Source organism: Marinobacter sp. Arc7-DN-1, assembly GCF_003441595.1.
GTDB classification, from domain to species: Bacteria; Pseudomonadota; Gammaproteobacteria; order Pseudomonadales; family Oleiphilaceae; genus Marinobacter; species Marinobacter metalliresistant.
Map to the genome: position 1 here is coordinate 1,710,625 of NZ_CP031848.1, position 23,901 is coordinate 1,734,525.

Sequence of the window (23,901 nt, forward strand, 5' to 3'; positions counted from 1 at the left end):
TAAAGGAGTCCCGGCGGAGAGAAGATCAGGCCTTCTCAACAAGCATGCGACCCCGCATCTCCATATGCAGCGCATGACAGAACCAGTTGCAATAGTACCAGTGAACCCCCGGCCGATCCGCCACAAAGGTCACCGAAGACGTCTGCTGCGGACTGATCTCCATGCTCACACCATGGTTCACCATACAGAAACCGTGCGTCACATCCTCAATGGTGTCCAGGTTGGTCACGTACACCGTCACCTCATCGCCCTGCTTCACCTTGAACTCCGTCATCCCGTACTGCGGCGCAATAGAGGTCATGTAAACACGCACTTTATTGCCGTCACGGACAACCTTGTTGTCGGCTTCCAGGGTAATGCCATCCTTCTTTGCCTGTTCACGGGCCGAGGCGAAGAACGGATCATCACGGGTATAGATCTTCTTCGTCTTGATCTGGTCACGGCGCACCAGGATGCAGTCATGGGGCTCAGCAAAAGTCGGGCCATCGTGCACCAGCTTCATTTCCTCACCGGAAATATCAATCAGCTGGTCATTTTCAGGGTGCAGCGGCCCTACCGGCAGGAAGCGGTCCTTCGAGAACTTCGACAACACCACCAGCCACTTGCCATCCGCATCCCGGGACTCGGTCAGTGAGGCGTGGTTATGGCCCGGCTGATATTGAACATCCAGCTTCTGACGGATGTAGTTCACATCCTCGCCGTTGTAATGCTTGATCGCATCGGCAATATTCCACTTGCACACCTGGCTGTCGATAAACAGCGTGGTGTAGGCGTTACCCCGGCCGTCGTAGGTGGTGTGCAGAGGCCCAAGACCCAGCTCTGGCTCAGCCACCACGGTATCACGGGGCTCAATCGCTCCGTCGAACAGATCATCCAGCTTTTCGATCGAAATAATGGTGACCGTTGGCGACAGCTTGCCATTGGCAATAAAGTACTTGCCGTCCGGGGAGGTATTCAGGCCATGCGGGTTCTTGGGAACCGGGATGTAACGGGTCAGCTCGGAGCCATGGCGACCATCCACCACCGGCACTTTAGAATCACCCAGCGTCTTGAAGTCGCCATTTTTGACGGCTTTTTCAATACGCTCAATATTGAATACTACTGCCCAGTCGCGGTCATTACGCATGGTGCCGGCAAGATCCAGGGCTTTCTCGGAGTTGTAACAGGTAGCGCAGGCGTATTTGCCGGTGTAGTCCGCATCGGTGTTGTCCAGGTTGCCGTCCACAATCACCTGGAAGGCCACTTCCATGGTCTCCGCGTCCACCGCATTGAACATGGTAAAGCTGTTTTCAAGGCTGGTATCGCTGCCGTCGTTCGGGTGCGGGATCACGTACTCCGCGTTGCAGAACACGTACCTGGTTTTGGGCACCTTCTGCAACCGCAGACCATGAATGGCCTGGACGTTGGGAATGGTGGTGATCTTGTCACACTTCATGATGTCCAGGCGGATCCGGGCCACCCGGGTATTGGCCTTGTCATTGATGAACAGATACTTGCCATCGTAACGGCCATCGGTCATGGAAATATGCGGGTGGTGGGCGCCACCGTTCAGGTGGGTATTGTCATGGCCCAGTACGTCCTTGCTCTCGTTGCTGATGCCCCAGCCTGTCGCAGAATCCACGTTGAAGACAGGGATGCGCATGAGTTCCCGCATGGAGGGAACGCCCAGTACGCGCACCTCACCGGAGTGGCCACCACTCCAGAAACCGTAGTACTCGTCCAGTTCGCCCGGGTGCACAATGAAATTATTGCGCGCTTCTTCGGCGGCGGCCGCGAACGATTCCCGGCTCATCACTGCAGTACCAAGACCGGTTGCCCCGGCCACGCCGGCCAGTGCCGCTGCGCCCATAAACCGGCGACGGCTCTGGCCGCTTTCCGGTAGCTCCGGTGTAGCCTTGGTCAGATCATCTTTCTTTTTCATAACATCCAACTCCGTTATTGATAATGGCGGTTTTTACTTCTCATGCTTTCTTTTTTTTCGACTGCTCAGGTCACCTGAACCACCGGGATTTCCTCCGGATGGCCGGGCGCGTTATGACCCCGGCGTTTGCCGCGACGCTTGACGATCAGCGGCGGGCACTTGTGGTCATCGAAATAGGTCATCTGGCAATCCAGGCAGTAGTGACATTCCATGTAGTTAATGTGCCCGTCCGGGTGAATGGCCTGAACTTCACACTCGTGATCACACAGCCGGCAGGGGTTGCCGCATTCCTTGCGCCGCTTTAGCCAGTCAAACACCCGCAGCTTGGTGGGCAATGCCAGCGCCGCGCCCAGGGGGCACAGATACCGGCAAAAGGCCTTGCGGGTGAACAGATTGACCACCAGCAACAGGACGGCGTAGGTGACAAAGGGCCAACTGCGGTCGAACTTGAGGGTGATCGCAGTTTTGAAGGGTTCCACCTCGGCCAGGCGCTCGGCGGTGGCCATGGAGTCCAGCGACACCCCGAACAGCACCAGCAGAATGATGTATTTGATGGCCCACAGCCGTTCATGCCAGGCAAAGGGCACGCTGTACTGGGGCACCCTGAGCTTGCGGGCAATCTCGTTCAGTAACTCCTGCAGGGCCCCGAACGGGCACAGCCAGCCACAGTAAACCGCCCGACCCCAGAGCAGGATGATGCCGGCCACCACCGCCCAGAGTACAAACAGCATCGGATCGATCAGGAAGGTTTCCCAACTGAAGCCGCTGATCAGGCTGTTCACAAAGGTCAGCACATTCACGATGGAGAGCTGCCCCAGGGCGTACCAGCCGATGAAGAACAGGGTGTAGGTCAGGAAGGCATGGCGGATCCAGCGCAGCATCCTCGGCTTCTGCACCAGCCAGTCCTGGAAAAACAGAATGAACAGCAGCACACCGATGCCAATACCGAGCACCACAATCTGGAACTCCCGCTGGTGCCACATCTGCACCCACATGGGCTGGTCCGCCAGCATGTCCTCTTCGGTCATTACCGGTTCCGGGCGGGTGTAGTACTGATCCGGCAGCTGGTAAGTAAGCGGAAATACCTGGAACTCGCTGTCCAGCGGACCGGTCTGGCGTTTGACGGTAAGCTCCAGGGTCCATTCAGAGCCCGGATCAAATTTATATTGCTGCCGGATAATGAAGATCGCCATCTCTTTGAAGTCCGGCATGCCCTCAGCGTAAACGTCGCTCAACCGGTAAAAATCCAGGTCACGGAAGTTGAAAGTATCACCGAACTGGCGGATCTGGATGCGGTCGAAGATACCGCCACGAACATAACCGGAACCCTTGAACGAGTATTCGCCATTGGCCATCACGGCGATGGCATGTTCGCCCTCCTTAAGCTCCGAAGTCAGCCACTGGAACTGGCTCTCGCCCAACAGGTTACGGCCGATGGTTGGCACATCCAGATAGGCGATGTACAGATCAATCAGGGGCTTGCCGCGCTGTTTCGGCGGTGTTGTGTCGATCCCCTCCGCATCCGTGCCCTTGAAGGCGTCATCCGCCTGGCCACGGGTCAGCTTCAGCCGGCGCACGGAACCTTCGTCGGTGAGTGCCTGCCAGCCTTTTTCCTGAAAGCTGTCGGTCTGAACACTCGCGGCTGGCGGGCGGTCATCGCTCAGGCTCTGGACAAGCCCCAGTTCGGCGCCAACACGGTGGGCCGATTTCATGATGACCTCATTCACCACCATGACGGTTACCGTGGCACCGGACAAACCGTCCACGGCCACCTTATGCTCTGAAGTTGTACCGCCGACCGTCACCCTCTGGTCCGCCGCCAGCCCCACGTACTGGTCGGTAAAGTCATGGAGTTTGCTCTCGGGAATACCGACAAGCAGAATCGGTTCATGATGCTCGATAACACGTGAGCTCACGATTTTCCCGTCCGTATCCAGGACCACCACAATATTCAGCGGCTTGCCGGAATAGGCCGGTGTCTGGATGAAGTCGAGACTCTGGTAAGCGTAGCCTTTCAGCTCGTCTCCGGCATAGAGTTCCTGGATGGCACGGTTGTCCTCCCGCGGGACCACGGTAGTGACCGTCGGAAACGCCTTCTGGATGACCTGGCGACCGGCAACGGGGTCGTACTCAGTCACAGGCGCTGCATTCAGGGCCATAGCCATGATCGACATGAACACAGGAAAAACAAAGCGGGAAAAAACGGTCACTGAAGGCTCCATGACACAGAACGTCTGTACTACATAAGCCTAGACAAATTAGAGGAAAATCACATACCTCTTTTTGGATACGCCAAACAATGGAATAGGCGGTTACACGCTGTCAGCCCAGGCTGACAGCGTTTCCCCGTGGATCAAGGGGAAGGTAATTCCCAATATGGCCCAGGCGAATCGACTCCACCATCATGGTCAGCGGCTGCTGTGCTTCGTCGGTAGACGGCGCCATGCCGCCACGGCCAGACATGGCAGCGATGAACACCACATCCCAGGCCTGGCCAGTGGCCCTGGACTCTTCGGCAAGGGCCCCAAAATCGGGCGCTTCCTCCGGCGTCTTGTCAACACAGATGACCGGTGTCAGGGCACCGCCCTCACCGCGTTCAAACGCGGCCTTTTCTTCAGCACAGGCATCGTCGGGCAGTTCGGCCCGGCAAAACACGAATAACAGGCGCTGGGCCTCCTGTTGGTTGCGGGACGCCTGAATCAGATCACTGTAACTGCTGATCATTTGGAAAATCCTTGCTGGTATCGAGCCACGGCGATTTACGCCTGGCGGGCAATTAGCTGGTCGGACGAGGCGAGCCTGCGAACTTCTTCACACACTTCTTCCACGGCGTCGTCGCCGTAACTCTGGCCGTAGTGCTTTTTGAAGCCAAACTCGTAGAGCCGCATATGCTCATCAGGTTCAACGCCGATGTTTTCGAGACAGGCGCGGGCACAGTGCAGCGGGCAACCGTCGATCACGGTGATCGGGCGACCGGATCTGGCGGTTTTCACCAGCGAGGGCACCTTGCCGCCCACTCCGGAAATACACGACATTTCAAATTCGCCGGCGTGGTCGAGCCGCACTGCCGCATTGTTGGCCAGCTGCGCCACATCGGAGCAGCCAGAGCAGGAGTAAATCAGCGGGCGTTGCTTTCTTGCAGTCACTTGTCCTCCTTTTCAAAGAGCCGGGAGGCTTGAACAGGGTCGGTTACTGGCTGATTTCGATCAGTCGTTGAGGATCTGAAATGAACAGTCGGCTGCGGTTAACCCGCACCAGTCCGTTGGATTTCAGATCGGCCAGAATCCGGGAGAAGGTCTCCGGCTGCATGGCCAGCCTGGAAGCAACCAGGCATTTGGGCAATGGCAACTCTACCTCACCGCCCTCTTCCGGGCCGTTTGGCAACAGATCAATCAGGTAACGGATCAGCCGGTCACGGGCGCTCTGGACCGTCATGATTTCCAGGTCGTGGAACCGGGAGACAGCCCGCTTGGCATAATGGCGGAGGGCTGCCCGGGCATACTGGAGGTTGCTCTCAAGCAGGTCCTGGTAGGCATGTATGGGAATCATCAGCACTTCGCTGGATTTAAGGGCTTCGGCGTAACAGGCGTACCGGGGCGGGTCGGCGTAGATCATGACTTCGGCGATGCTGTCGCCAGGGGCGATGCTGTCGAGGGTGCGGTCGATCCCCGAGGAGTCCAGGCGGTACAGGCGCAGGCGGCCGGAGATGACGAAGAAAAAGTGATGGGCCGGCATGTCCTGGCGATACAGTAACTGATGATGCCCCAGGCGTAGTCTTCGGGACTGCTGGATCAGCTGCTGCAGATCCTTGCCACTGAGTTCCGAGAACATTGGATGACTGCGTAAGACCTTCAGGCCACCCTCGTCGTCAAAGGGTTTGTTCACGGCGACCAGGACGGGTTTAGTGTGGCGGGTTTCGGCAGTTTGTGAAAGTGCCATTGATGTATCCCCTCTGCATGTTAATGCATCCAAAATTATATTTTTAATAGTAGAGGGATACTGGTTAAAAATCGCTCCCCCCATGGGGGTAATAGGGGGATTATTCGGGAGTAATTGATCTAACTCAAAGATTTTCATTTTTAGCCAGCTTGGCGTTTGGGCGCGCGCCTTCTACTGCATCAGGGGAGAGTCTGGAAGTTCCAGATCGACACCTTCTACACCAGTTTCAGCAGCCAGAACCTGCAGGTACTGGCGGAACGCTCTTCTGGTCACGCTTTCGCTCAGGTACTGCCGGATCTGGGGCTTCACGTGCTCATAGGGCAGTTGCTCGCCGTCGATGCGTTGGTCGACGCGGACGATGTGCCAGCCGTAGCGGGTTTCGATCAGTTCGGGGTTGAGGCCTTCCTGGAGGGACAGGACGGGGCGTTCGAATTCTTCCACCGTCTGGCCTTTGCTGATCTGGCCGAGGCTGCCGCCCTGGTGGCGGGATTCGCAGGCGGAGTATTGTTTGGCCAGATCGGCGAACTGGGAACGGCCGTCGATGAGTGATGACAGCAGTTGGTGGCCGGCTTCTTCCTGGCGGATGCGTTCCTGAACATCGTCCGGGGCGGCGGCGAGGAGGATGTGGCTGACGGCCATCAGGGTCGGGCTGCAGAAGCGGGCCGGGTTGGCGGCGTAAAAGCGTTCGCAGTCCTGTTCAGTGGGGTCCGGGACGTTGAGTTCCAGTTCCAGCACGCGGGCGATGCGGTCTTCCTCGTCGGCGATGTCGCCGAGCTTGAGCCGGCCGGCCTGTTGCAGCAGGAGTTCGCGGATGACGAGGCTCCTGGCGGCTGCATGCCAGGCTTCGGCGACGTCTTCGGCCGGATGGTGCTGCATTTCCCGGGCAATGTCGTCTTCGCCGATGAGGGTTTCACCCACGGTCACCGGCGGGAACTGGTTTCTGGGTTTTTCGGCTTCGCCGACGGGGATCAGTTGCATGGTGTTAACCTCAGTGAAGTTGGGGTCAGATGAAGGCGTTCCGCTAGTGAAGTTGGGGTCAGATGAAGGCGTTCATCTGACCCCAGGTTTGGAACGCCTTCATCTGACCCCGTTTTCAGTACTTCAGGCCCGCTTGCGCACCACCTGGTACTTGCGTCCGAAATACTCCACCGGCACGCTCAGCATGTGCACCAGGCGGGTGAACGGGAACAGCACGAAGATGGTCAGGCCCAGGAAGATGTGGGTCTTGTAGATCCAGTGCACGTCGGCAATGTAGTCCGCCACGCCGCCCTGCAGCGTGAAGATGCCCTGGGCCCAGGCGGAGAACTTGAGCATGGTGCTGCCATCCAGGTGGCCCAGGGTGGGCAGGATGGTCAGCAGGCCGAGCGCCAGCTGGATGATCAGGATTACGATGATCATGTTGTCCGCGAATGAGCTGCTGGCCTTCACACGGGGGTCGGTCAGCCGGCGCCAGGCCAGCATGCCACCACCGATGATGGCCATGACGCCAGCGATGCCGCCGACCACAATGGCCATAACCTGCTTCTGGCCCGGGGTGATGATCCACTCGTAGGCCCAGTGCGGGGTGAGCAGGCCCACAAGGTGGCCGAAGAAGATCACCAGTACGCCAACATGGAACAGCACGCTGGCGATTACCATATTTTTCTTGCGCAGCATCTGGCTGGACTGGGCTCTCCAGGTAAACTGGCCCTGGTCATAACGCGCCCAGGTACCGATAACAAGCACAGCCAGGGCGATGTACGGGTAAATCCCGAAAATCAGTGTATTCAGATAGGACATCATTTTCGTTTCCTCCTGCGCCCTCAGGCGCGCCCTGCCTGACGGGGTATGGCATCCGTCATCAGCTGATCACTCAGGTGAATGGTCTGGGTCTGTTCCAGTTCGCGGCGGCGCTGGCCTACAACGCCGCCAGTGCTGCAGGAACCGCCCTGGTCATCGACGAACTTCACCATTTCCTCTTCCCAGACTTTATCCAGGGCTTCCGGGGTGTCGTCACGCTCTTCCGAGGCCACGATCCGGGCCAGCTCCTGGCGGTTGGCCTTGCGGCCAGACAGCATCAGCAGGGAATCCATCACCACGTGATAGAAGCTCTCACGTTGATACAGGCGCTCACCCAGCAAGCCCAGGATGTGGTGGATGTCCTCCAGCCAGTTGCGGATTTCATCCCAAGGGCGGGTGGAGAGGTACTCCAGGAACAACGGCAGGTAGTCCGGCAGTTCCCTGGCGTCGATCTCCAGACCATTGGTGCGGTATTGCTCCATCAGGTCCACCATGGCCTGGCCACGGTCGCGGGATTCGCCGTGCACGTGTTCGAACAGCAGCAGGGACGTTGCCCGCCCCTTGTCGAAGGTGCCCACGTAGGCCTCCTGCAGATCCAGCAGGTCGCCGTCGCACAGCATTTCCACGCAACGGAGCAGTTGCTCCTTGTTCTGCCGGGGCAGCCGGCTGTCCTCAAGGACAGCGGCCACCAGGGCGTCTCTGGAGGCCTGGAGCTCTTCGGTGGGGTACTCAAGAACCCGTGCCATTACTTTTAAAAGTTGCATCTCGGCCTCCTTATTCCTGCAGCTGCTTCGGATCGATCTGTTTCACGGTTGTCAGCTTCTGGACCATGCTGGTGGTCTGCTTGCGGCCACCGAACATGTTGAATTCGCTGTCACCGTTGCAGCCGTCGCCGAAGCTGAAGCCGCAGCCATTGCGCTCGCCGTAGGCGGTGGCATCCGGGAAGGCCTCTTTGGCCAGCTCGCGGTGGCTGGTGGGGATCACGAAGCGGTCCTCGTAGTTGGCAATCGCCAGGTAGCGGTACATTTCATCGGCCTGGGCCTTGGTCAGTCCCGCTTCCTCCAGGGCGCGCAGGTCTTCCTTGCCGTCCACGGTTTCTGCCCGCTTGTACAGGCGCATGGCCATGATCCGCTTGAGGGCCCGGACGATCGGCTTCTCGTCACCGGCGGTGAGCAGGTTAGCCAGGTACTTAACCGGAATCCGCAGGCTTTCGATCTTCGGTAATACGCCGTCAAACTCGACCTTGCCGGCTTCCGCGGCTGACTGGATCGGGCTCAGGGGCGGCACGTACCAGACCATGGGCAGGGTGCGGTATTCCGGGTGCAGCGGCAGGGCCAGCTTCCAGTCCACCGCCATCTTGTAGACCGGGCTCTGCTGGGCCGCTTCGATCACGTTCATGGGGATGCCGTCTTTCTTCGCCTGCTTGATCACTTCCGGATCGAACGGGTCCAGGAAGATTTCCAGCTGCTTTTCGTACAACTCGTGCTCGCCCGGGGCGCTGGCCACTTCCTCGATGCGGTCGGCATCGTACAGCAGCACGCCCAGGTAACGGATACGGCCTACGCAGGTCTCGGAACACACGGTCGGCATACCGGCTTCGATACGCGGGTAGCAGAAGATGCACTTCTCGGACTTGCCGGTTTTCCAGTTGAAGTAGATCTTCTTGTACGGGCAACCGGAGACACACATCCGCCAGCCGCGGCACTTGTCCTGGTCGATCAGGACGATGCCGTCCTCTTCCCGCTTGTAGATGGCACCACTTGGGCAGCTGGCAACACAGGCCGGGTTCAGGCAGTGCTCGCACAGGCGCGGCAGGTACATCATGAAGGTGTTTTCGAACTGGCCGTAGATGTCTGCCTGGACCTGGTCAAAGTTCTTGTCCTTGCGGCGCTTGGCGAACTCGGTACCCAGGATTTCTTCCCAGTTCGGGCCCCACTCGATTTTCTGCATGCGCTGACCGGAGATCAGCGATCGGGGCCGGGCTATCGGCTGGTGTTTGCTGTCGCCCGCGGTGTGCAGGTGCTGGTAATCGAAATCGAACGGCTCGTAGTAGTCGTCAATTTCCGGCAGGTCCGGATTGGCGAAGATGTTTGCCAGCACCCGGAAGCGGCCACCGATCTTCGGGCGGATCTTGCCGGAGCTGTCGCGCATCCAGCCGCCTTTCCACTTGTCCTGGTTCTCCCACTCTTTCGGGTAGCCGATACCGGGCTTGGTTTCGACGTTGTTAAACCAGGCGTACTCCATGCCTTCCCGGCTGGTCCATACGTTTTTGCAGGTGACTGAACAGGTGTGGCAACCAATGCACTTGTCCAGGTTCAGCACCATGCCGACTTGGGAACGGATTTTCATTTTACAGCCTCCTGAACAGTGTCATTGCCTTCACCGTCGAGCCAGTCGACGTTGTGCATCTTGCGCACCACCACGAATTCGTCGCGGTTCGAGCCTACGGTGCCGTAGTAGTTGAAGCCGTAGGAGTACTGGGCGTAACCGCCGATCATATGGGTCGGCTTCGGACACACCCGGGTGACCGAGTTGTGGATGCCGCCCCGGGTACCGGTGATCTCCGAGCCCGGAATGTTCACAATCCGCTCCTGGGCGTGATACATCATCACCATGCCCGGCATCACCCGCTGGCTGACCACAGCCCGGGCCGCAATGGCGCCGTTGGCGTTGAACAGCTCGATCCAGTCGTTATCCTCGATGTTCAGTTCCTTCGCATCGTCCTCGCTCAGCCACACGATCGGGCCACCGCGGGAGAGGGTCAGCATCAGCAGGTTGTCGCTGTAGGTGCTGTGGATACCCCACTTCTGGTGCGGCGTGATCCAGTTCAGCGCTTTCTCGGCGTTGCCGTTACTGCGCTGGTTCAACATACTGCTGACCGTCTTGGTGTTAATGGGCGGACGGTAGACCAACAGGCTCTCGCCGAAGGCCCGCATCCACTCGTGGTCCTGGTAGAACTGCTGACGGCCGGTCAGGGTGCGCCAGGGGATCAGCTCGTGGACGTTGGTGTAGCCGGCGTTGTAGGACACGTGTTCATCTTCCAGGCCAGACCAGGTGGGGCTGGAGATGATCTTGCGCGGCTGCGCCACGATGTCCCGGAAGCGGATTTTTTCCTCTTCCTTGTTCTTCGCCAGATGGGTGTGGTCCAGGCCGGTCATCTCAGACAGCGCAGCCCAGGCTTTCACCGCCACCTGGCCGTTGGTTTCCGGCGCCAGGGTCAGGATCACTTCCGCGGCATCAATGGCGCTTTCGATCTTCGGACGGCCAGCGTTGGCACCTTCCACATGCTTGTAGTTCAGGTCACCCAGGAACTTCACTTCTTTCTCGGTGTTCCAGTTGATGCCCTTGCCACCGTTACCCAGCTTGTCCATCAACGGCCCAAGGGAGGTAAAGCGTGCGTAGGTGTTCGGGTAATCCCGCTCAACGGTGATGAAGTTGGGTGCAGTCTTGCCCGGGATCAGATCGCACTCACCCCGCTTCCAGTCCTTCACGTCAAAGGGCTGGCCCAGTTCCGCAGGCGCGTCGTGCAGCAGCGGCAGGGTAACCACGTCTTTCTCGACGCCCAGATGACCTTCGGTCGCTTTGGAGAAGGCCTTGGCAATGCCCTTGTAGATTTCCCAGTCACTGCGAGCTTCCCAGGCCGGATCAGTGGCTGCGGTGAGCGGGTGAATGAACGGGTGCATGTCTGAGGTATTCAGGTCGTTCTTCTCGTACCAGGTGGCCGTCGGCAGCACGATGTCGGAATACAGACAGGTGGTGGACATCCTGAAATCCAGGGTCACCAGCAGGTCGAGCTTGCCCTCGGGCGCCTCGTCATGCCATTTGACCTCTTTCGGCTTGGCGCCGCCTTCGTGGCCGAGATCCTTGCCCTGCAGGCCACTCTTGGTGCCCAGCAGGTACTTCAGCATGTACTCGTGGCCCTTGCCGGAGGAGCCCAGCAGGTTGGAGCGCCAGATGAACATGTTGCGCGGGTGGTTCTGGGGTGCTTCCGGATCCTCACTGGCAAAGGCCAGGGAGCCATCCTTCATGGACTGGGCCACGTAATCCGACACTTCCATGCCGGCTTTTTCCGCTTCGGCGGCAATGCCCAGCGGGTTGCGGTTCAGCTGCGGTGCAGACGGCAGCCAGCCCATGCGCTCGGCGCGCACGTTGTAGTCGATCAGGCTGCCACCGAATCTGGACTTGTCGGCCAGCGGCGACAGGATTTCGTCAACACCCAGCTTCTCGTAACGCCACTGACCGGAGTGGGCGTAGAAGAAGGAAGTGGAGTTCATGTGCCGGGGCGGGCGCTGCCAGTCCAGACCAAAGGCCAGCGGCTGCCAGCCGGTCTGCGGCCGCAGTTTCTCCTGGCCAACATAGTGCGCCCAGCCGCCACCGCTCTGGCCGATACAGCCACACATGATCAGCATGTTGATCAGGCCACGGTAGTTCATGTCCATGTGGTACCAGTGGTTCATACCGGCACCGACGATGACCATGGAACGGCCCTTGGTCTTGTCGGCGTTGTCGGCGAACTCACGGGCAATGCGAATCACTTTTTCGGCAGGCACGCCGGTGATCTTTTCCTGCCAGGCCGGGGTGTAGGGCTTCACTTCGTCATAGGAGGTGGCGCCGTCATCCTCGCCCAGGCCACGGCTGATGCCGTAGTTGGCCACCATCAGGTCGTAGACGGTGACCACGCGACCCTCGGTTCCATCAGCCAGCTGCACCTTGCGGGTACCCAGCTTGTGCTTGAGGATGTCCTTGATTTCAACATGCTGGAAATGGTCATGCTCGATGCCGCCGAAGTAGGGGAAGGCCACATCGACGACGTCGTCGTGTTTCTCCACCATGGACAGCTGCAGGTTTACGTCGGCGCTGTTGGCGGTCTGCTTGAGGTTCCATTTGCCCTTCTCACCCCAGCGGTAGCCGATCGAGCCATTCGGCGCGGTCAGCTCACCGGACGCCTCATCAATGGCGATGGTTTTCCACTCGGGGTTGTTCGCTTCACCCAGGCCATCCACCAGATCGCTGGCGCGCAGAAACCGGCCCGGCACGAAGCTGCCATCGTCCTTCTCGTCCAGCATGACCAGGTAAGGCATGTCGGTGTAGCGGCGCACGTAGTCGGTGAAGTATTCGCTTGGCTTGTCGACGTGAAATTCCTTCAGGATCACGTGGCCCATGGCCATACCGAGCGCGGCGTCGGTGCCCTGCTTGGGGTTCATCCACTCGTCGGACAGCTTGGAGACCTCGGCGTAGTCCGGGGTGATGGCCACGGTCTTGGTGCCCTTGTAACGCACCTCGGTGAAGAAGTGGGCATCCGGCGTCCGGGTCTGGGGCACGTTGGAGCCCCAGGCGATGATGTAGCCGGAGTTGTACCAGTCGGCGGATTCCGGCACGTCGGTCTGCTCACCCCAGGTTTGCGGCGAGGCCGGCGGCAGGTCGCAGTACCAGTCATAGAAGCTCATGCAGACGCCGCCAATCATGGACAGGTAGCGGCTGCCAGCGGCGTAGGACACCATGGACATGGCCGGAATCGGAGAGAAACCGATGATGCGGTCCGGGCCATGCTTTTTGGCGGTGTAGACGTTGGAGGCGCCAATCAGCTCGTTGACCTCATCCCAGCTCGAACGCACAAAGCCGCCCATGCCTCGGCGGGGCTTGTACTCAGCGGTTTTTTTCGAGTCTTCGACAATGGAAGCCCAGGCTTCGACAGGGTCGTTATGTTGCATTTTCGCCGCACGCCAGAGCTTCATCAGGTGCTTGCGCATTAACGGGTACTTCAGGCGGTTGGCGCTGTACATGTACCAGGAGTAGCTGGCGCCCCGGGGGCAGCCGCGGGGCTCGTGATTGGGCAGATCCGGGCGGGTGCGGGGGTAGTCGGTCTGCTGGGTCTCCCAGGTGACCAGGCCATTCTTGACGTAGATTTTCCAGCTGCAGGAGCCGGTACAGTTAACGCCGTGGGTGGAACGCACGATCTTGTCATGCTGCCAGCGCTGGCGGTAGCTGTCTTCCCACTCGCGGCTGACGTCGTGGGTTTCGCCGTGGCCGTTCGCGAACGGCTCGCGCTTCTTCCTGAAGTAGTTCAGTTTGTCGATCAAATGACTCATGGTCTCTCTCTCCATCTGCCCGTCTGCCGGATCGCTGCTCTGATTCAGCTCCGATTTGAGACCATTGTGTGTGAGAAAAACCGCAAAATCTGCGTGGTTACTACCACATAACCCGCCTCTACCACCCTGGTGGTAGGTGGTTTATATCCCCCGGTGGAGAAAGCTCTCACGCTCGTGCCGGCGGCTCTCACGGGCAAACAGGAACAGGCAGCCGGCAAGCAGGAGGAAGAGAATCATGAAAACGGCGCTGCGAATGCCCAGCCAGTGGTTAACACCACTGAATATCACCAGCAGGCCAAAGGCCACGGAGTAGGCGCTCACCAGCAACAAACCGGCAACAAATGCCGCCACCGTGCGATTTTCAACAATAACCAGCCTCTGCAGGCTGCCCATGGTGCAACCCATGGCCAGCCCCAGGGTTACCACAAACACGCCCTCGACCCGCATGGGCAGAGCGAATTTCACCAGGATTGTGGCGTCGACGCCCTGGATAAACAGCGTCATGGGTGGGTACGACAGCACAAACAATGCGATGAGACAGACCACCAGCGCCCGGCTGACAACCCTGGCGCTGCCGAACCGGTCTGATAACCCGCCCCCGGCAATCTGGGCCAGGGCACCCGGAATAACGAACCACTGTGCCAGCCGTGCGCCAGAGTCCACCGGCAGCTCAAACTGGCCAGACAGGTAGTCCGGCAACCAGAGAGCCAGCGCAAAGAAGCTGCCAGCCACAATGCCAAAGTAGCCACACAGTTGTCCGGCCCGCTTTCGCCTCATTCTTTGCAACAATACCCTGACAGATGTTTCAGCGGCGGAGTCCGCCGCCGCATCTTCCGGATCGGTCAGCATGATCAGCAGCGCAAGAACCAGGACAAGCACGACAAGATAAGCCAGTGGAACCGCGTGCCAGGAAAAAGCCTCATGGACCAGCGGCACCAGATAGTAATTGAAGCCGGCACCGATAACGCCTGCGCCGAACACACCCAGCACCAGGCCGAGGCGCGAGGACTCGCAATGGCGCGTCACGAACTGCAACCCGGCACTGTAATAGCCCCCGGCCAGCCCAAGCCCACCAGCGGCGATGAGGTAACCCGGGAAGGTATCGGTGATCAGAAGTATCGCCATGCAGGCGGCCAGCCCGGACAGGCAGATCAACATGATCCGGCGGGCGCCGAATTTCTGCGCTGCCAGCCCGGCAGGAATGGCCAACGCGGCACTGACCGCCATAGGCATTGCCAGCAAGAAGCCGAACTGGAGATTGCCGAGGTTCAGCTCTGAGCGCAGGTGCACGCCAGCTACCGCAAACAGGGTCCAGCTTCCGGCAGCAATGACAAAGCCTGCCACCGCCAAGGGCAGCACGACGGCCAGTGACGCCAGCCGGTCATCTGCTCGATCCGCCTCTGACTCCATTAATGTCACTCTGTGAAACAAACCTGACTTTCAGTTTCATCCTTTGATCCCTGGAGGGTCAAAGATTATGATGGGTTACCAACTATTGGGGTAATTGACTATCCTCAAGGAGGTATGAGGGACCACAAAGCCCGGGCATAATCCGCCCCGGCGTGCCAGACGCACCGATGCGCGAGATCTCATGAAATCCAGAAGCCCACTTGTTAACCGAATTGCCCTTGTCGTCGGCGCCGTGGTGCTGACCGCGCTGGTGAGCATGGCCACCACACTTGCCGTGTCCAAGAGCATTGAGGGCAATGCCACTGCCATTAACCTGGCCGGCGCCCTTCGCATGGGGGCTTTCCAGTTGCTCGCCCGAAGCGCCGGCCCGGTAACGGCGGAATCCGGACCGGGCTCAATGGGGCAGATGCTTGACCGTTACCGGGAAAAACTGGCCGACACAGGTATCACCAGGACCATTCCGGGGGCCCGGGACCACCCTCTGGCCAGCCAGTACCAGGCTATTCTGGATTCGTGGGAAGAGGTGCTGCGGCCCGCGCTGAACGATCACCCCCAGGGCACCCCGGTAACGGGTGTCATGCTGACTGCAACCGAAAAGTACGTTGACGATGTGGATCGGCTGGTGAGCATGCTGGAACAGCGCACCGAAGCCCGGATCGATCTGTTGCATCTGATCCAGATCATCAGCCTGGCCTTTTCCGTCCTGATTATTGTCGCGCTGTTTATCGATCTCAAGAACCGCATTCTCCGGCCACTTCGCAAACTGGTCAGTGTAGCCATCGCCGTGGGCGACCAGGATTTCTCCAGGAAGACCAATATGAGGGGCTCCGATGAACTCGCCCAGCTCGGGCAGGCATTTGACCAGATGACCAGCGAGCTGGCGCTGACCTACTACGAACTGGAAGAAAGAGCCCGCCTGAAAACCGAGGAACTGGAAAAAAGCCACGCGGCACTGCAGTTGCTCCACTCAGCAAGCCGGGACCTGTTTGCCAACCACGATTTATGCCATGGCTCCATCCCCATGCTACAGGAGCTGGAACAGCTTCTCGGCATCGGGCCCATCCGCCTGTACCTCCATGACAGGGAATCCTCGGAGCCGGTGGAGGCTGTCACCACGGCCAGCCAGGAGCGGCCCTTCTATTGCAACGACCACCATTGCAACGCCTGCCTGGTCACGCCTGAGGTGTATGACGAACTTCCCCTGGAAAACAACGACGGGCGCCGGCTGCTGCTGCCGATACGCACCCCCGGCCAGCTGCTTGGCACCCTGGAAGTCTGGTACCCCGCCGACGAAGGCCTCTCGAAAACCGCCCGCCGGCTTCTGGAAACCCTCAGCGACCAACTGGCCACCGCCATTATCCTGGAGCGGCAGATTACCGAGGAACAGCAACAGACCCTGGCTGAGGAGCGCACCGTGATCGCCCGGGAACTGCACGATTCCCTGGCCCAGTCACTCTCCTACCTGAAAATGCAGGTTGCCCGGCTGAGGCGCCTCAACATCGACGGCGAGCAGCAATCGGTTCACGAAGCCATTCTGGATGAACTCAGCACCGGCCTGAACAGCGCCTACCGCCAGCTGCGGGAGTTGCTGGCCACCTTCCGACTGAAGCTGGACACGCCGGACCTGGCCACGGCACTGCGAAAGACCGTCGAGGAATTTTCGGTGCGGCTGGGCAAGCCGGTGGAGTTGCAATACAACCTGCCACCCCAGACCCTGTCACCGAACGAGGAAATCCACACCCTGCAGATTGTCCGGGAAAGCCTGGCCAATGCGGTCAAACACGCAGATGCCACCGACATCAGCGTCGATGTGCTGTTCGAATCCCCCCAGGTCCGGGTACAAATCCGGGACAATGGCAAGGGCTTGCCCGGCGGCGACCAGCCGGTCAATCACTATGGACTGATCATCATGCAGGACCGCGCCAGAACCCTGGGTGGCCAGGTCAAGGTACAAAACCGGGATGAAGGCGGCGTGGAAGTCACGCTATTATTTGTGCCCAAAAGCCGGAACCTGATTCCCACAGAAGCTTCAAACGCCTGATTACAAGAGAGAACCCGATGTCTGAATCACCCGCTAGTATTCTGCTGATCGACGACCACCCCCTTCTTCGCCAGGGCATCAAACAGCTCATCGAAATGGAAGACGACATGGTCGTTGCCGGAGAGGCCAGCAATGCCGCCGACGGCATTCGACTGGCCACTGAACTGGAGCCGGACCTGATTCTGATGGACCTGAACATGCCGGAAATGGACGGCATTGAAGCCCTGAAAAAACTGCGTGAGCAGAACATCAGTTCCCGTATTGTGATGTTTACCGTCTCGGACCAGGAAGACGACGTGGTGGCGGCACTGCGGGCCGGCGCGGACGGCTACCTTCTCAAGGACATGGAGCCTGAAGACATGATCGCCCAGCTTCACCAGGCGGCCGTCGGCAAGATGGTTATCAGTGACCGCCTGACTACGCTGTTAGCCGAGGCCTTGCGCTCCAACAAACCCCAACAGGCATCGCGCCCGGATTTCGACAGCCTGACCCCCCGGGAAAAGGACATTCTCCGCCTGATCGCCGAAGGCCTGTCCAACAAGATGATCGGTCGCAAGCTGGACATCAGTGATGGTACCGTCAAGGTCCATGTGAAGCACCTGCTGAAAAAACTGAACCTGCGCTCACGGGTGGAAGTTGCCGTGTGGGCGGTAGAGGAAGGCCTGCACCGCTGAGGGGCATTCCACCGGGGTCAGATGAAAATGGGGTCAGATGAAAGTTCATCTGACCCCATTTTCATCTGATCCCAGGCACTTCTGAGTTATATCAAAGTCCCGGCTCCGGTTTTCATCTACCCTGCTCCAGTCACCAAACATGGAGCTGATCATGCTGCTGCCCAGGTTGCCATCATTCCCCTCACACTTGCCACTGCTTGACCAGACCCTGACAGTACTCCGGGAATACCTGCCCTCCCCCGCGCCGGTGCTTGGCGCTATTGATCGCGGAATCCCGGTGCCCCTCAAACAGTTGGCGGCCGAGGCGCCCCTCAATCGGCTGTTTGCTCAAGCGATCAATGACGGAGAATTTGAAGACTTCGAAGGCCATCGTATCCGGCTGGAAGTGAGCGGCGGGCAACCGGGCATCACCATTGGCTTCTGGGCCGGCCGTCTGCGAGTGATCGATGGTCCGGGCGAGGCGACGATCCGGGGCTCATTAGCCGCCTTCAAAACCCTGGCGGAGCGTCGGCAAGATCCTGACCAGCTGTTTTTCCAGCGACGCCTGATAATCGAAGGAGACACCGAGCTTGGGCTGGCGCTAAAAAACCTGCTGGATAGTCTGGAGTGGAATTTCACCATCCGTCGGTTTCTGTTCAGTCAACAATAGCCCTGCAATGCCACCGCCCTCTCTTGATAACAATCAATAATAATACACCTATAACAACTGGCCGAACTAACGCTTTCCGGGCTCGCCTGGCTGTTTCGCCAGGAAGCCGGATAATTAATACCAAAGCGCCAGGTAATTAGGCCAAAGGTACCATTTATCCATCTGTTTCGTGGAGCCTAAAGTGAATGCAGCCAGAAAAACCACTGGCCATAAACATTCATTACATATACTGGAGATTGCCATGAAGTGGACCGACCCGGATTTCAAAGACCTGAGATTGGGCTTTGAAGTAACAGCCTACGTTTACGTTCGCTAACTGTCCCACTCTGTTCCCGTAAGTAATCTCTGCTGCGGGAACAGCTTCCGAATGTGCACCATTTCATCAGTGAGGCACCCGTGGCTGATTCAAACAATCACAACAGCCGGTCCAGATTCCGCATCGCCCCGGTATTCATGTTCCGGTGGGAAGAGTCCCAGCAAGCCTACGTTCTGATGTACCCCGAAGGCATCGTCAAGCTGAACACCACGGCCGGCGAAATCCTGACCCGCTGTAACGGAACGAACACAGTCGACGACATTGTTCATCAACTGTCCAAACTGTTCTCCGAACAACCTGAATTCATCGAACCCCGCGTTCACCAGTTTCTGGAGGTGTGCCATGGCAAAGGCTGGATCCAACCTCAATCTTGATGGCCAGGGCAACCCCGTGTGGCTGCTTCTGGAACTGACCTACAAGTGCCCTCTCAAATGCGCATTTTGCAGCAACCCGACCGATCTCGATGACCATCAGGATGAGCTGACCACCGCCGAATGGAAAACCGTGATTCAGGATGCCCGCAAGATGGGAGCCATGCAGATTGGTTTCTCCGGTGGCGAACCCACTCTCCGCAAGGATCTGGAAGAGCTGGTGGCGGAAGCCAACGAACTGGGGTATTACACCAATCTGATTACATCCGGCATCGGCCTTACCCGCAAGCGGCTGGAAAACCTGAAAAAAGCCGGTCTGCGCCATATCCAGCTCGGTTTCCAGTCGAGCGATCCACAAACGGCCCATTGGCTTGCGGGTGTCGACTGCTACGAAAAGAAAGTCAACATGGCCCGGGAGATCAAAGCCCTTGGTTTTCCGATGGTTCTTAACATGCCGATATCCAGCCTTAACATCCACCAGGTACCGGACATCATCGATCTGGCCGCCGACATCGGCGTTGAATATCTGGAACTGGCTAACGTGCAGTATTACAACTGGGCCCTGGTGAACCGGGACCAACTGATGCCCACCCGAGAAGCGCTGGAGACAGCAGAGGCCCAGGTTGCCGAAGCCCGCAAGCAGCTCGGCGACAAAATGACCATTTTCTTTGTTATACCGGACTACTACGAAGGCCGCCCCAAGGCCTGCATGAATGGCTGGGGCAGTATTCACCTGACCATCGCACCGGACGGTGTGGTACTGCCCTGTCAACAAGCCCGCTCCCTGCCCGATCTCAACTTTCCCGGTGTTCGCGATCATGACCTCAGTTGGATCTGGCACGAGTCCGAGAGCTTCAACCTCTACCGGGGGGACAGCTGGATGAAAGAGCCCTGTCGCAGCTGCCCGGAAAAAGAGCGGGATTTCGGTGGTTGTCGCTGCCAGGCCATGCTGCTGACCGGCGATGCTGCCAACGCAGACCCAGCCTGCAGCAAATCGCCCCAACATCACATTGTCCAGGAAGCCGTAATCCGGGCACTTGGCACAGAGCAGGACCACAAAAAGCTTATCGCCCGCGATGTGAGCTGGGTACCAACGGAGGTGTGATATGAAATTACCTCACGATTCGCTCGCGGGAACTCTGGCCACGGCCATTGCCCTGACCGTTGTACTCTATCTGGTAACGGGTGCCTGGATTCGGTCGGGCCTGTCATGAGCTGGATGTTGATGGATATCGCCCTGCGCTGGCTCCACATCGTGTTTGCGTTGATCTGGGTTGGCCATAACTACGCCAATGTGGTCAAGACCCCAAGGTTCATTCCCTTGCGTATTGATCCTGACGAAAGGAGTGCCAGATCCTCCGATCTGACCCGACGCATGCACCAGGAACATGGCACCTTCCGGTACGCGTCCCTGGTGGTTCTGGCGTCAGGCGCCCTAATGCTCTGGAATCGCGACATTCTTGCGGACGTACTGATGCTCCAGGGTCACCATGCGGTTATTGGAGTCGGCGCCTGGATCGGTGTCATCATGGTGCTGAACCTCTGGTTCGTACTCTGGCCCCATCAGAAGAAAGTACTGGGTTTTGTACCGGCACCGGCCACAGAGCGGATCCGCTGTTCACGAATCACCTTTTTATCCTCCCGAACCAACACCATCCTCTCTTTCCCGCTGATTTTCTTTATGACTGCCGGAAGTCACGGGCTGGCGCTGTTCTGATGGACCGCGTATATAACTTCGCTGCAGGGCCGGCCGCCTTGCCGCCAGAAGTGCTGGCGCGGGCCCGGGCAAGCCTGGCCGATTGGCAGGGGCTGGGCTACTCATTACTGGAAGCGCCATTTACCAGCGATGAATTCAAGGCCCTGATGGACACCACCCGGCTCCAGGTGAGGACGGCCCTGGCAGTGCCAGACCGCTATCAGGTGGCTTTTCTGCAAGGCGGCGCATCGGCGCAGTTCTCACTGGTTCCGCTGAACCTGTTACCGCCCACGGCCACCGCCGGCTATGTGGAAACGGGCCACTGGTCGGCAAGGGCACTTGAGGAGGGACGCCGGTATGGCCGAAGCCACCTGGTTGCCAGCACCCGAGGCACTGGTTTTGATCGTGTTCCTGCGGTTTCTGAATGGGCGCTGAATGAAAGTATCCACTATTGCCACATAACCCCCAACGAGACCGCAAATGGTGTCCAGTTCCCCGGAGACCCGGATTGTGGTGATATTCCCCTGATCGCGGATATGACCTCCGAGTTCCTGTCACGCCCTGTCGATATCGAACGTTACGGCATGATTTACGCGGGAACCCAGAAAAACCTGGGTCCCACCGGCCTGGTTATTGCCATCATCCGCGAGGATCTGCTGGGACAGGCACGACCGGAAACCCCGACTGTGTTCAATTATCAGTTACTGATTGAACGTCAGAATCGCATCAATACGCCCCTGATGTTCGCCATTTACCTGGTTCACCTGATGCTCGACTGGATTGAGGAGCAAGGCGGGGTCGAGGCTCTTCATTCCCACAACATTGCCCAGAGCCAGGCAATTTATCGCATCATTGACGAAGACGACTTCTTTTACTGCCCGGTAATACCAGAGCACCGTTCCATTATGAACGTGTGTTTTGGCACACGTGATGAAAGCCAACAGCAGCGGTTTCTTGGCGAGGCTGAGGCAATGGGGCTGGCGAATCTGGCGGGGCACAGCCACGGCGGAGGACTTCGAGCCAGCCTCTACAATGCCCAGCCGGACGCCGCTGTCGCAGCTCTGGCCTCTTTCATGAGCCATTTCCGTCAGCGTTATGGCTAATCTGCTCACCAGACCAGCCAGTGACCGGGAGCGGGCCTTCATGAGCGCCTGCAACCAGGCCAGCAATCTCCCGCCTGCACGGGAGCGCCTGAGCGAGGGCGCCACTGCCATAAACTGCATGGGGTTGTCATTTACCAATCGCCTGGGGATTGCCGCGGGTTTTGATCAATGTGGAAAGCTGGGCCGAAGTGCCGGCAACCTGGGATTTGGCGCTATTGAACTGGGCAACTGGACCCAGGAAAACTGGCCCCGAAGCCTACCCGCCCAGCACCCCGAAGCAATACTCAATACCCGGCTGGGAATTCGGCTGGCGGCAACCGCCCCTGTATCACCGGAGCAGGAAACCGCGCAACTCCTTCAACTGATCGAGAGAGCCTGGTTTACGGCGGACTACCTGACCATAGCTCCTGGCTGGCTTCAGCAGGCAGTTCCCTTCCGCCAGCTTTACCGCAATCTGCTCCGATTGCGGGAGGCTCAGCAGACACTGGAAAGTCAAACCCGAAAGTCCTGCCCCGTTGTTTACAAGCTCCGGGTAAAGCCGGGGAATGAAGAGGCCTGCAACCTCATTCCCTACCTCGCCTGCCAGGAAGTCGATGGCATCCTGATCAGCTTCGACTTCGGCAAACCCGTCGCCGATGCCCATTACCGCCAATGGCGGGACCCTGAACTTCAGGCGAGCACCTGCCGGGCCATTGAGGCCTGCCAGCATCATCTCAAAGGAAATACAGCTCTGCTGACCAATGGCGGCGTGTGTTCGCGCCAGAACTATCTGGACCGGCTCAATGCCGGTGCCGATCTGGTACAACTGCACAACGCGCTTGTGTTCGAAGGGCCTGACATTGGCTGGAAACTCAGTCAATAACCCGAACCAAAGGCTCACCTGAAGCGCGCTCATGCAACTGGCCGAAGGGATAGAGTTCCAGCCCGTGTTCCCTGGCCTTTTTCTCAAAGTCGGCCCGGTCCTGTTCGGCGACGCAGACCAGCAGGCCACCACTGGTCTGGGGGTCGAAAAGTAACGTCTTGTCCAGGTCTGTCAGGCCCTCAAAGGCATCGCCCAACGATGCGGCATTCCGATGGGTACCTCCAGGAATGCAGTCCGAATCAATATAGCGTGCAAGGTTCGGCATCTGCGGCACTGAATTTCGGTTAATGGTGGCGCCAACACCGCTACCCCGGCAGATCTCCAGCAAATGGCCGGCAAGACCAAAGCCGGTAACATCCGTCATGGCATGTACGCCGTCCAGTGAAGCGAAGACTTCACCTACTTTATTGAGGGTGCACATGGTTTCAACGGCGACCGCCAGATCAGCCTCGTTGATCCTATGCTTTTTCAGCGCACTGGTTAGAATTCCCACGCCAATCGGCTTGGTCAGGTACAGCAGGTCGCCAGGCCGGGCGCCATCGTTACGCACAATACGATGCACCGGCACCTGACCGGTAACGGCCAGCCCGAAGATCGGTTCCGGCGAATCAATGCTGTGCCCCCCGGCCAGTGCAATTCCAGCCTCCGCACATACCGCCCGCCCGCCCTCAATCACCCGGGCGGCGATCTCCGGCGCCAACTGGTTTACCGGCCAGCCCAGTATCGCGATTGCCATCAATGGCTTTCCGCCCATGGCATAGACATCACTGATGGCGTTTGCAGCCGCAATCCGGCCAAAATCATAGGCATCGTCCACCACGGGCATAAAGAAATCCGTGGTACTGATAATCCCCAGGCCATTGCCGACATCCAAGACGGCAGCATCATCCCGGCTGGCATTGCCGACCAGAAGTCGCGGGTCGTGATAATCGGGGGTCGTGGTGTGAAGAATGCGGTCCAGGACATCCGGAGCAATTTTACAGCCGCAACCGGCTCCGTGACTGAATTCGGTAAGTCGTGTTGACAAAGCGGGGTCCTTTTGTGGATGTTT

The 23,901-nt window shown here is 58.7% G+C and carries 21 protein-coding genes; 9 read left to right on the plus strand and 12 right to left on the minus strand.

All coding sequences use genetic code 11. From position 1 onward, the window contains the following. Window positions 1–25: 25 nt before the first annotated feature. From nosZ to D0851_RS08155, 11 genes are all read right to left on the minus strand, one after another. Window positions 26–1,921 carry a TAT-dependent nitrous-oxide reductase gene (gene nosZ, locus D0851_RS08105; protein ID WP_117618183.1) on the minus strand — a complete coding sequence of 632 codons (1,896 nt, stop codon included), beginning with the start codon at window positions 1,919–1,921 and terminating at the stop codon, window positions 26–28. Window positions 1,922–1,986: 65 nt separating this feature from the next. After that, window positions 1,987–4,095: a transcriptional regulator NosR gene (nosR, locus tag D0851_RS08110; RefSeq protein WP_413773554.1), complete on the minus strand. Its 2,109-nt coding sequence runs from the start codon at window positions 4,093–4,095 to the stop codon at window positions 1,987–1,989. Between the two features lie 148 nt (window positions 4,096–4,243). Continuing rightward, entirely contained in the window at window positions 4,244–4,645 is a 402-nt protein-coding gene (locus D0851_RS08115) for a ribonucleotide reductase subunit alpha (RefSeq protein ID WP_117618185.1), read from the minus strand. 35 nt (window positions 4,646–4,680) lie between these two features. Next, window positions 4,681–5,067 (minus strand): putative zinc-binding protein, encoded by a 387-nt coding sequence (locus tag D0851_RS08120; RefSeq protein ID WP_117618186.1) that lies wholly within the window; start codon window positions 5,065–5,067, stop codon window positions 4,681–4,683. A 43-nt stretch (window positions 5,068–5,110) separates the two neighbouring features. Beyond that, window positions 5,111–5,860: a Crp/Fnr family transcriptional regulator gene (locus D0851_RS08125; RefSeq protein WP_117618187.1), complete on the minus strand. Its 750-nt coding sequence runs from the start codon at window positions 5,858–5,860 to the stop codon at window positions 5,111–5,113. 171 nt (window positions 5,861–6,031) lie between these two features. Beyond that, the gene (locus D0851_RS08130; RefSeq protein WP_117618188.1) at window positions 6,032–6,838 is read right to left on the minus strand and encodes a peptidylprolyl isomerase; all 807 of its coding nucleotides are present in this window, start codon (window positions 6,836–6,838) and stop codon (window positions 6,032–6,034) included. A gap of 123 nt (window positions 6,839–6,961) precedes the next feature. Continuing rightward, complete coding sequence (gene narI / locus D0851_RS08135; RefSeq protein WP_117620327.1) at window positions 6,962–7,639, minus strand: respiratory nitrate reductase subunit gamma; 678 nt, start codon at window positions 7,637–7,639, stop codon at window positions 6,962–6,964. 23 nt (window positions 7,640–7,662) lie between these two features. Beyond that, the gene (gene narJ, locus D0851_RS08140; RefSeq protein ID WP_117618189.1) at window positions 7,663–8,403 is read right to left on the minus strand and encodes a nitrate reductase molybdenum cofactor assembly chaperone; all 741 of its coding nucleotides are present in this window, start codon (window positions 8,401–8,403) and stop codon (window positions 7,663–7,665) included. 10 nt (window positions 8,404–8,413) lie between these two features. Continuing rightward, window positions 8,414–9,988, minus strand: coding sequence for a nitrate reductase subunit beta (gene narH, locus D0851_RS08145; protein WP_117618190.1), 1,575 nt, complete (start codon window positions 9,986–9,988; stop codon window positions 8,414–8,416). Next, window positions 9,985–13,728 (minus strand): nitrate reductase subunit alpha, encoded by a 3,744-nt coding sequence (locus tag D0851_RS08150; RefSeq protein ID WP_117618191.1) that lies wholly within the window; start codon window positions 13,726–13,728, stop codon window positions 9,985–9,987. Before D0851_RS08150 ends, narH begins: the two co-directional genes overlap by 4 nt. A 141-nt stretch (window positions 13,729–13,869) precedes the next feature. Further along, entirely contained in the window at window positions 13,870–15,138 is a 1,269-nt protein-coding gene (locus tag D0851_RS08155) for an MFS transporter (RefSeq protein WP_117618192.1), read from the minus strand. 181 nt (window positions 15,139–15,319) lie between these two features. On the opposite strand from D0851_RS08155, the gene D0851_RS08160 reads away from it, so the two are divergent. The 9 genes from D0851_RS08160 (at window position 15,320) to D0851_RS08200 (ending at window position 22,850) form a co-directional block, all read left to right on the plus strand. Next, the gene (locus D0851_RS08160) at window positions 15,320–17,179 is read left to right on the plus strand and encodes a histidine kinase (RefSeq protein ID WP_117618193.1); all 1,860 of its coding nucleotides are present in this window, start codon (window positions 15,320–15,322) and stop codon (window positions 17,177–17,179) included. A 17-nt stretch (window positions 17,180–17,196) separates the two neighbouring features. Next, on the plus strand, window positions 17,197–17,853 hold the full coding sequence (gene narL / locus D0851_RS08165) for a two-component system response regulator NarL (protein ID WP_117618194.1): 657 nt from the start codon (window positions 17,197–17,199) through the stop codon (window positions 17,851–17,853). A 151-nt stretch (window positions 17,854–18,004) separates the two neighbouring features. After that, window positions 18,005–18,502 (plus strand): ubiquinone anaerobic biosynthesis accessory factor UbiT, encoded by a 498-nt coding sequence (gene ubiT, locus D0851_RS08170; RefSeq protein ID WP_117620328.1) that lies wholly within the window; start codon window positions 18,005–18,007, stop codon window positions 18,500–18,502. 241 nt (window positions 18,503–18,743) lie between these two features. After that, entirely contained in the window at window positions 18,744–18,818 is a 75-nt protein-coding gene (gene pqqA / locus D0851_RS21045) for a pyrroloquinoline quinone precursor peptide PqqA (protein WP_099617646.1), read from the plus strand. A 137-nt stretch (window positions 18,819–18,955) separates the two neighbouring features. Beyond that, entirely contained in the window at window positions 18,956–19,192 is a 237-nt protein-coding gene (pqqD, locus tag D0851_RS08180; protein WP_117620329.1) for a pyrroloquinoline quinone biosynthesis peptide chaperone PqqD, read from the plus strand. Continuing rightward, window positions 19,161–20,294, plus strand: coding sequence for a pyrroloquinoline quinone biosynthesis protein PqqE (gene pqqE / locus D0851_RS08185; protein WP_117618195.1), 1,134 nt, complete (start codon window positions 19,161–19,163; stop codon window positions 20,292–20,294). Before pqqD ends, pqqE begins: the two co-directional genes overlap by 32 nt. Before the next feature lie 105 nt (window positions 20,295–20,399). Beyond that, window positions 20,400–20,906 carry a urate hydroxylase PuuD gene (locus D0851_RS08190; RefSeq protein ID WP_117618196.1) on the plus strand — a complete coding sequence of 169 codons (507 nt, stop codon included), beginning with the start codon at window positions 20,400–20,402 and terminating at the stop codon, window positions 20,904–20,906. After that, window positions 20,906–21,988: a 3-phosphoserine/phosphohydroxythreonine transaminase gene (gene serC / locus D0851_RS08195; protein WP_117618197.1), complete on the plus strand. Its 1,083-nt coding sequence runs from the start codon at window positions 20,906–20,908 to the stop codon at window positions 21,986–21,988. The genes D0851_RS08190 and serC overlap by 1 nt, the downstream gene beginning before the upstream one ends. Beyond that, window positions 21,981–22,850, plus strand: a complete 870-nt coding sequence (locus tag D0851_RS08200) for a hypothetical protein (RefSeq protein WP_117618198.1) — start codon at window positions 21,981–21,983, stop codon at window positions 22,848–22,850. The genes serC and D0851_RS08200 overlap by 8 nt, the downstream gene beginning before the upstream one ends. Here the strand turns inward: D0851_RS08200 and selD are convergent. Beyond that, entirely contained in the window at window positions 22,840–23,877 is a 1,038-nt protein-coding gene (selD, locus tag D0851_RS08205) for a selenide, water dikinase SelD (RefSeq protein WP_117618199.1), read from the minus strand. The two genes, D0851_RS08200 and selD, sit on opposite strands and share 11 nt — an antisense overlap. Window positions 23,878–23,901 lie beyond the last annotated feature (24 nt).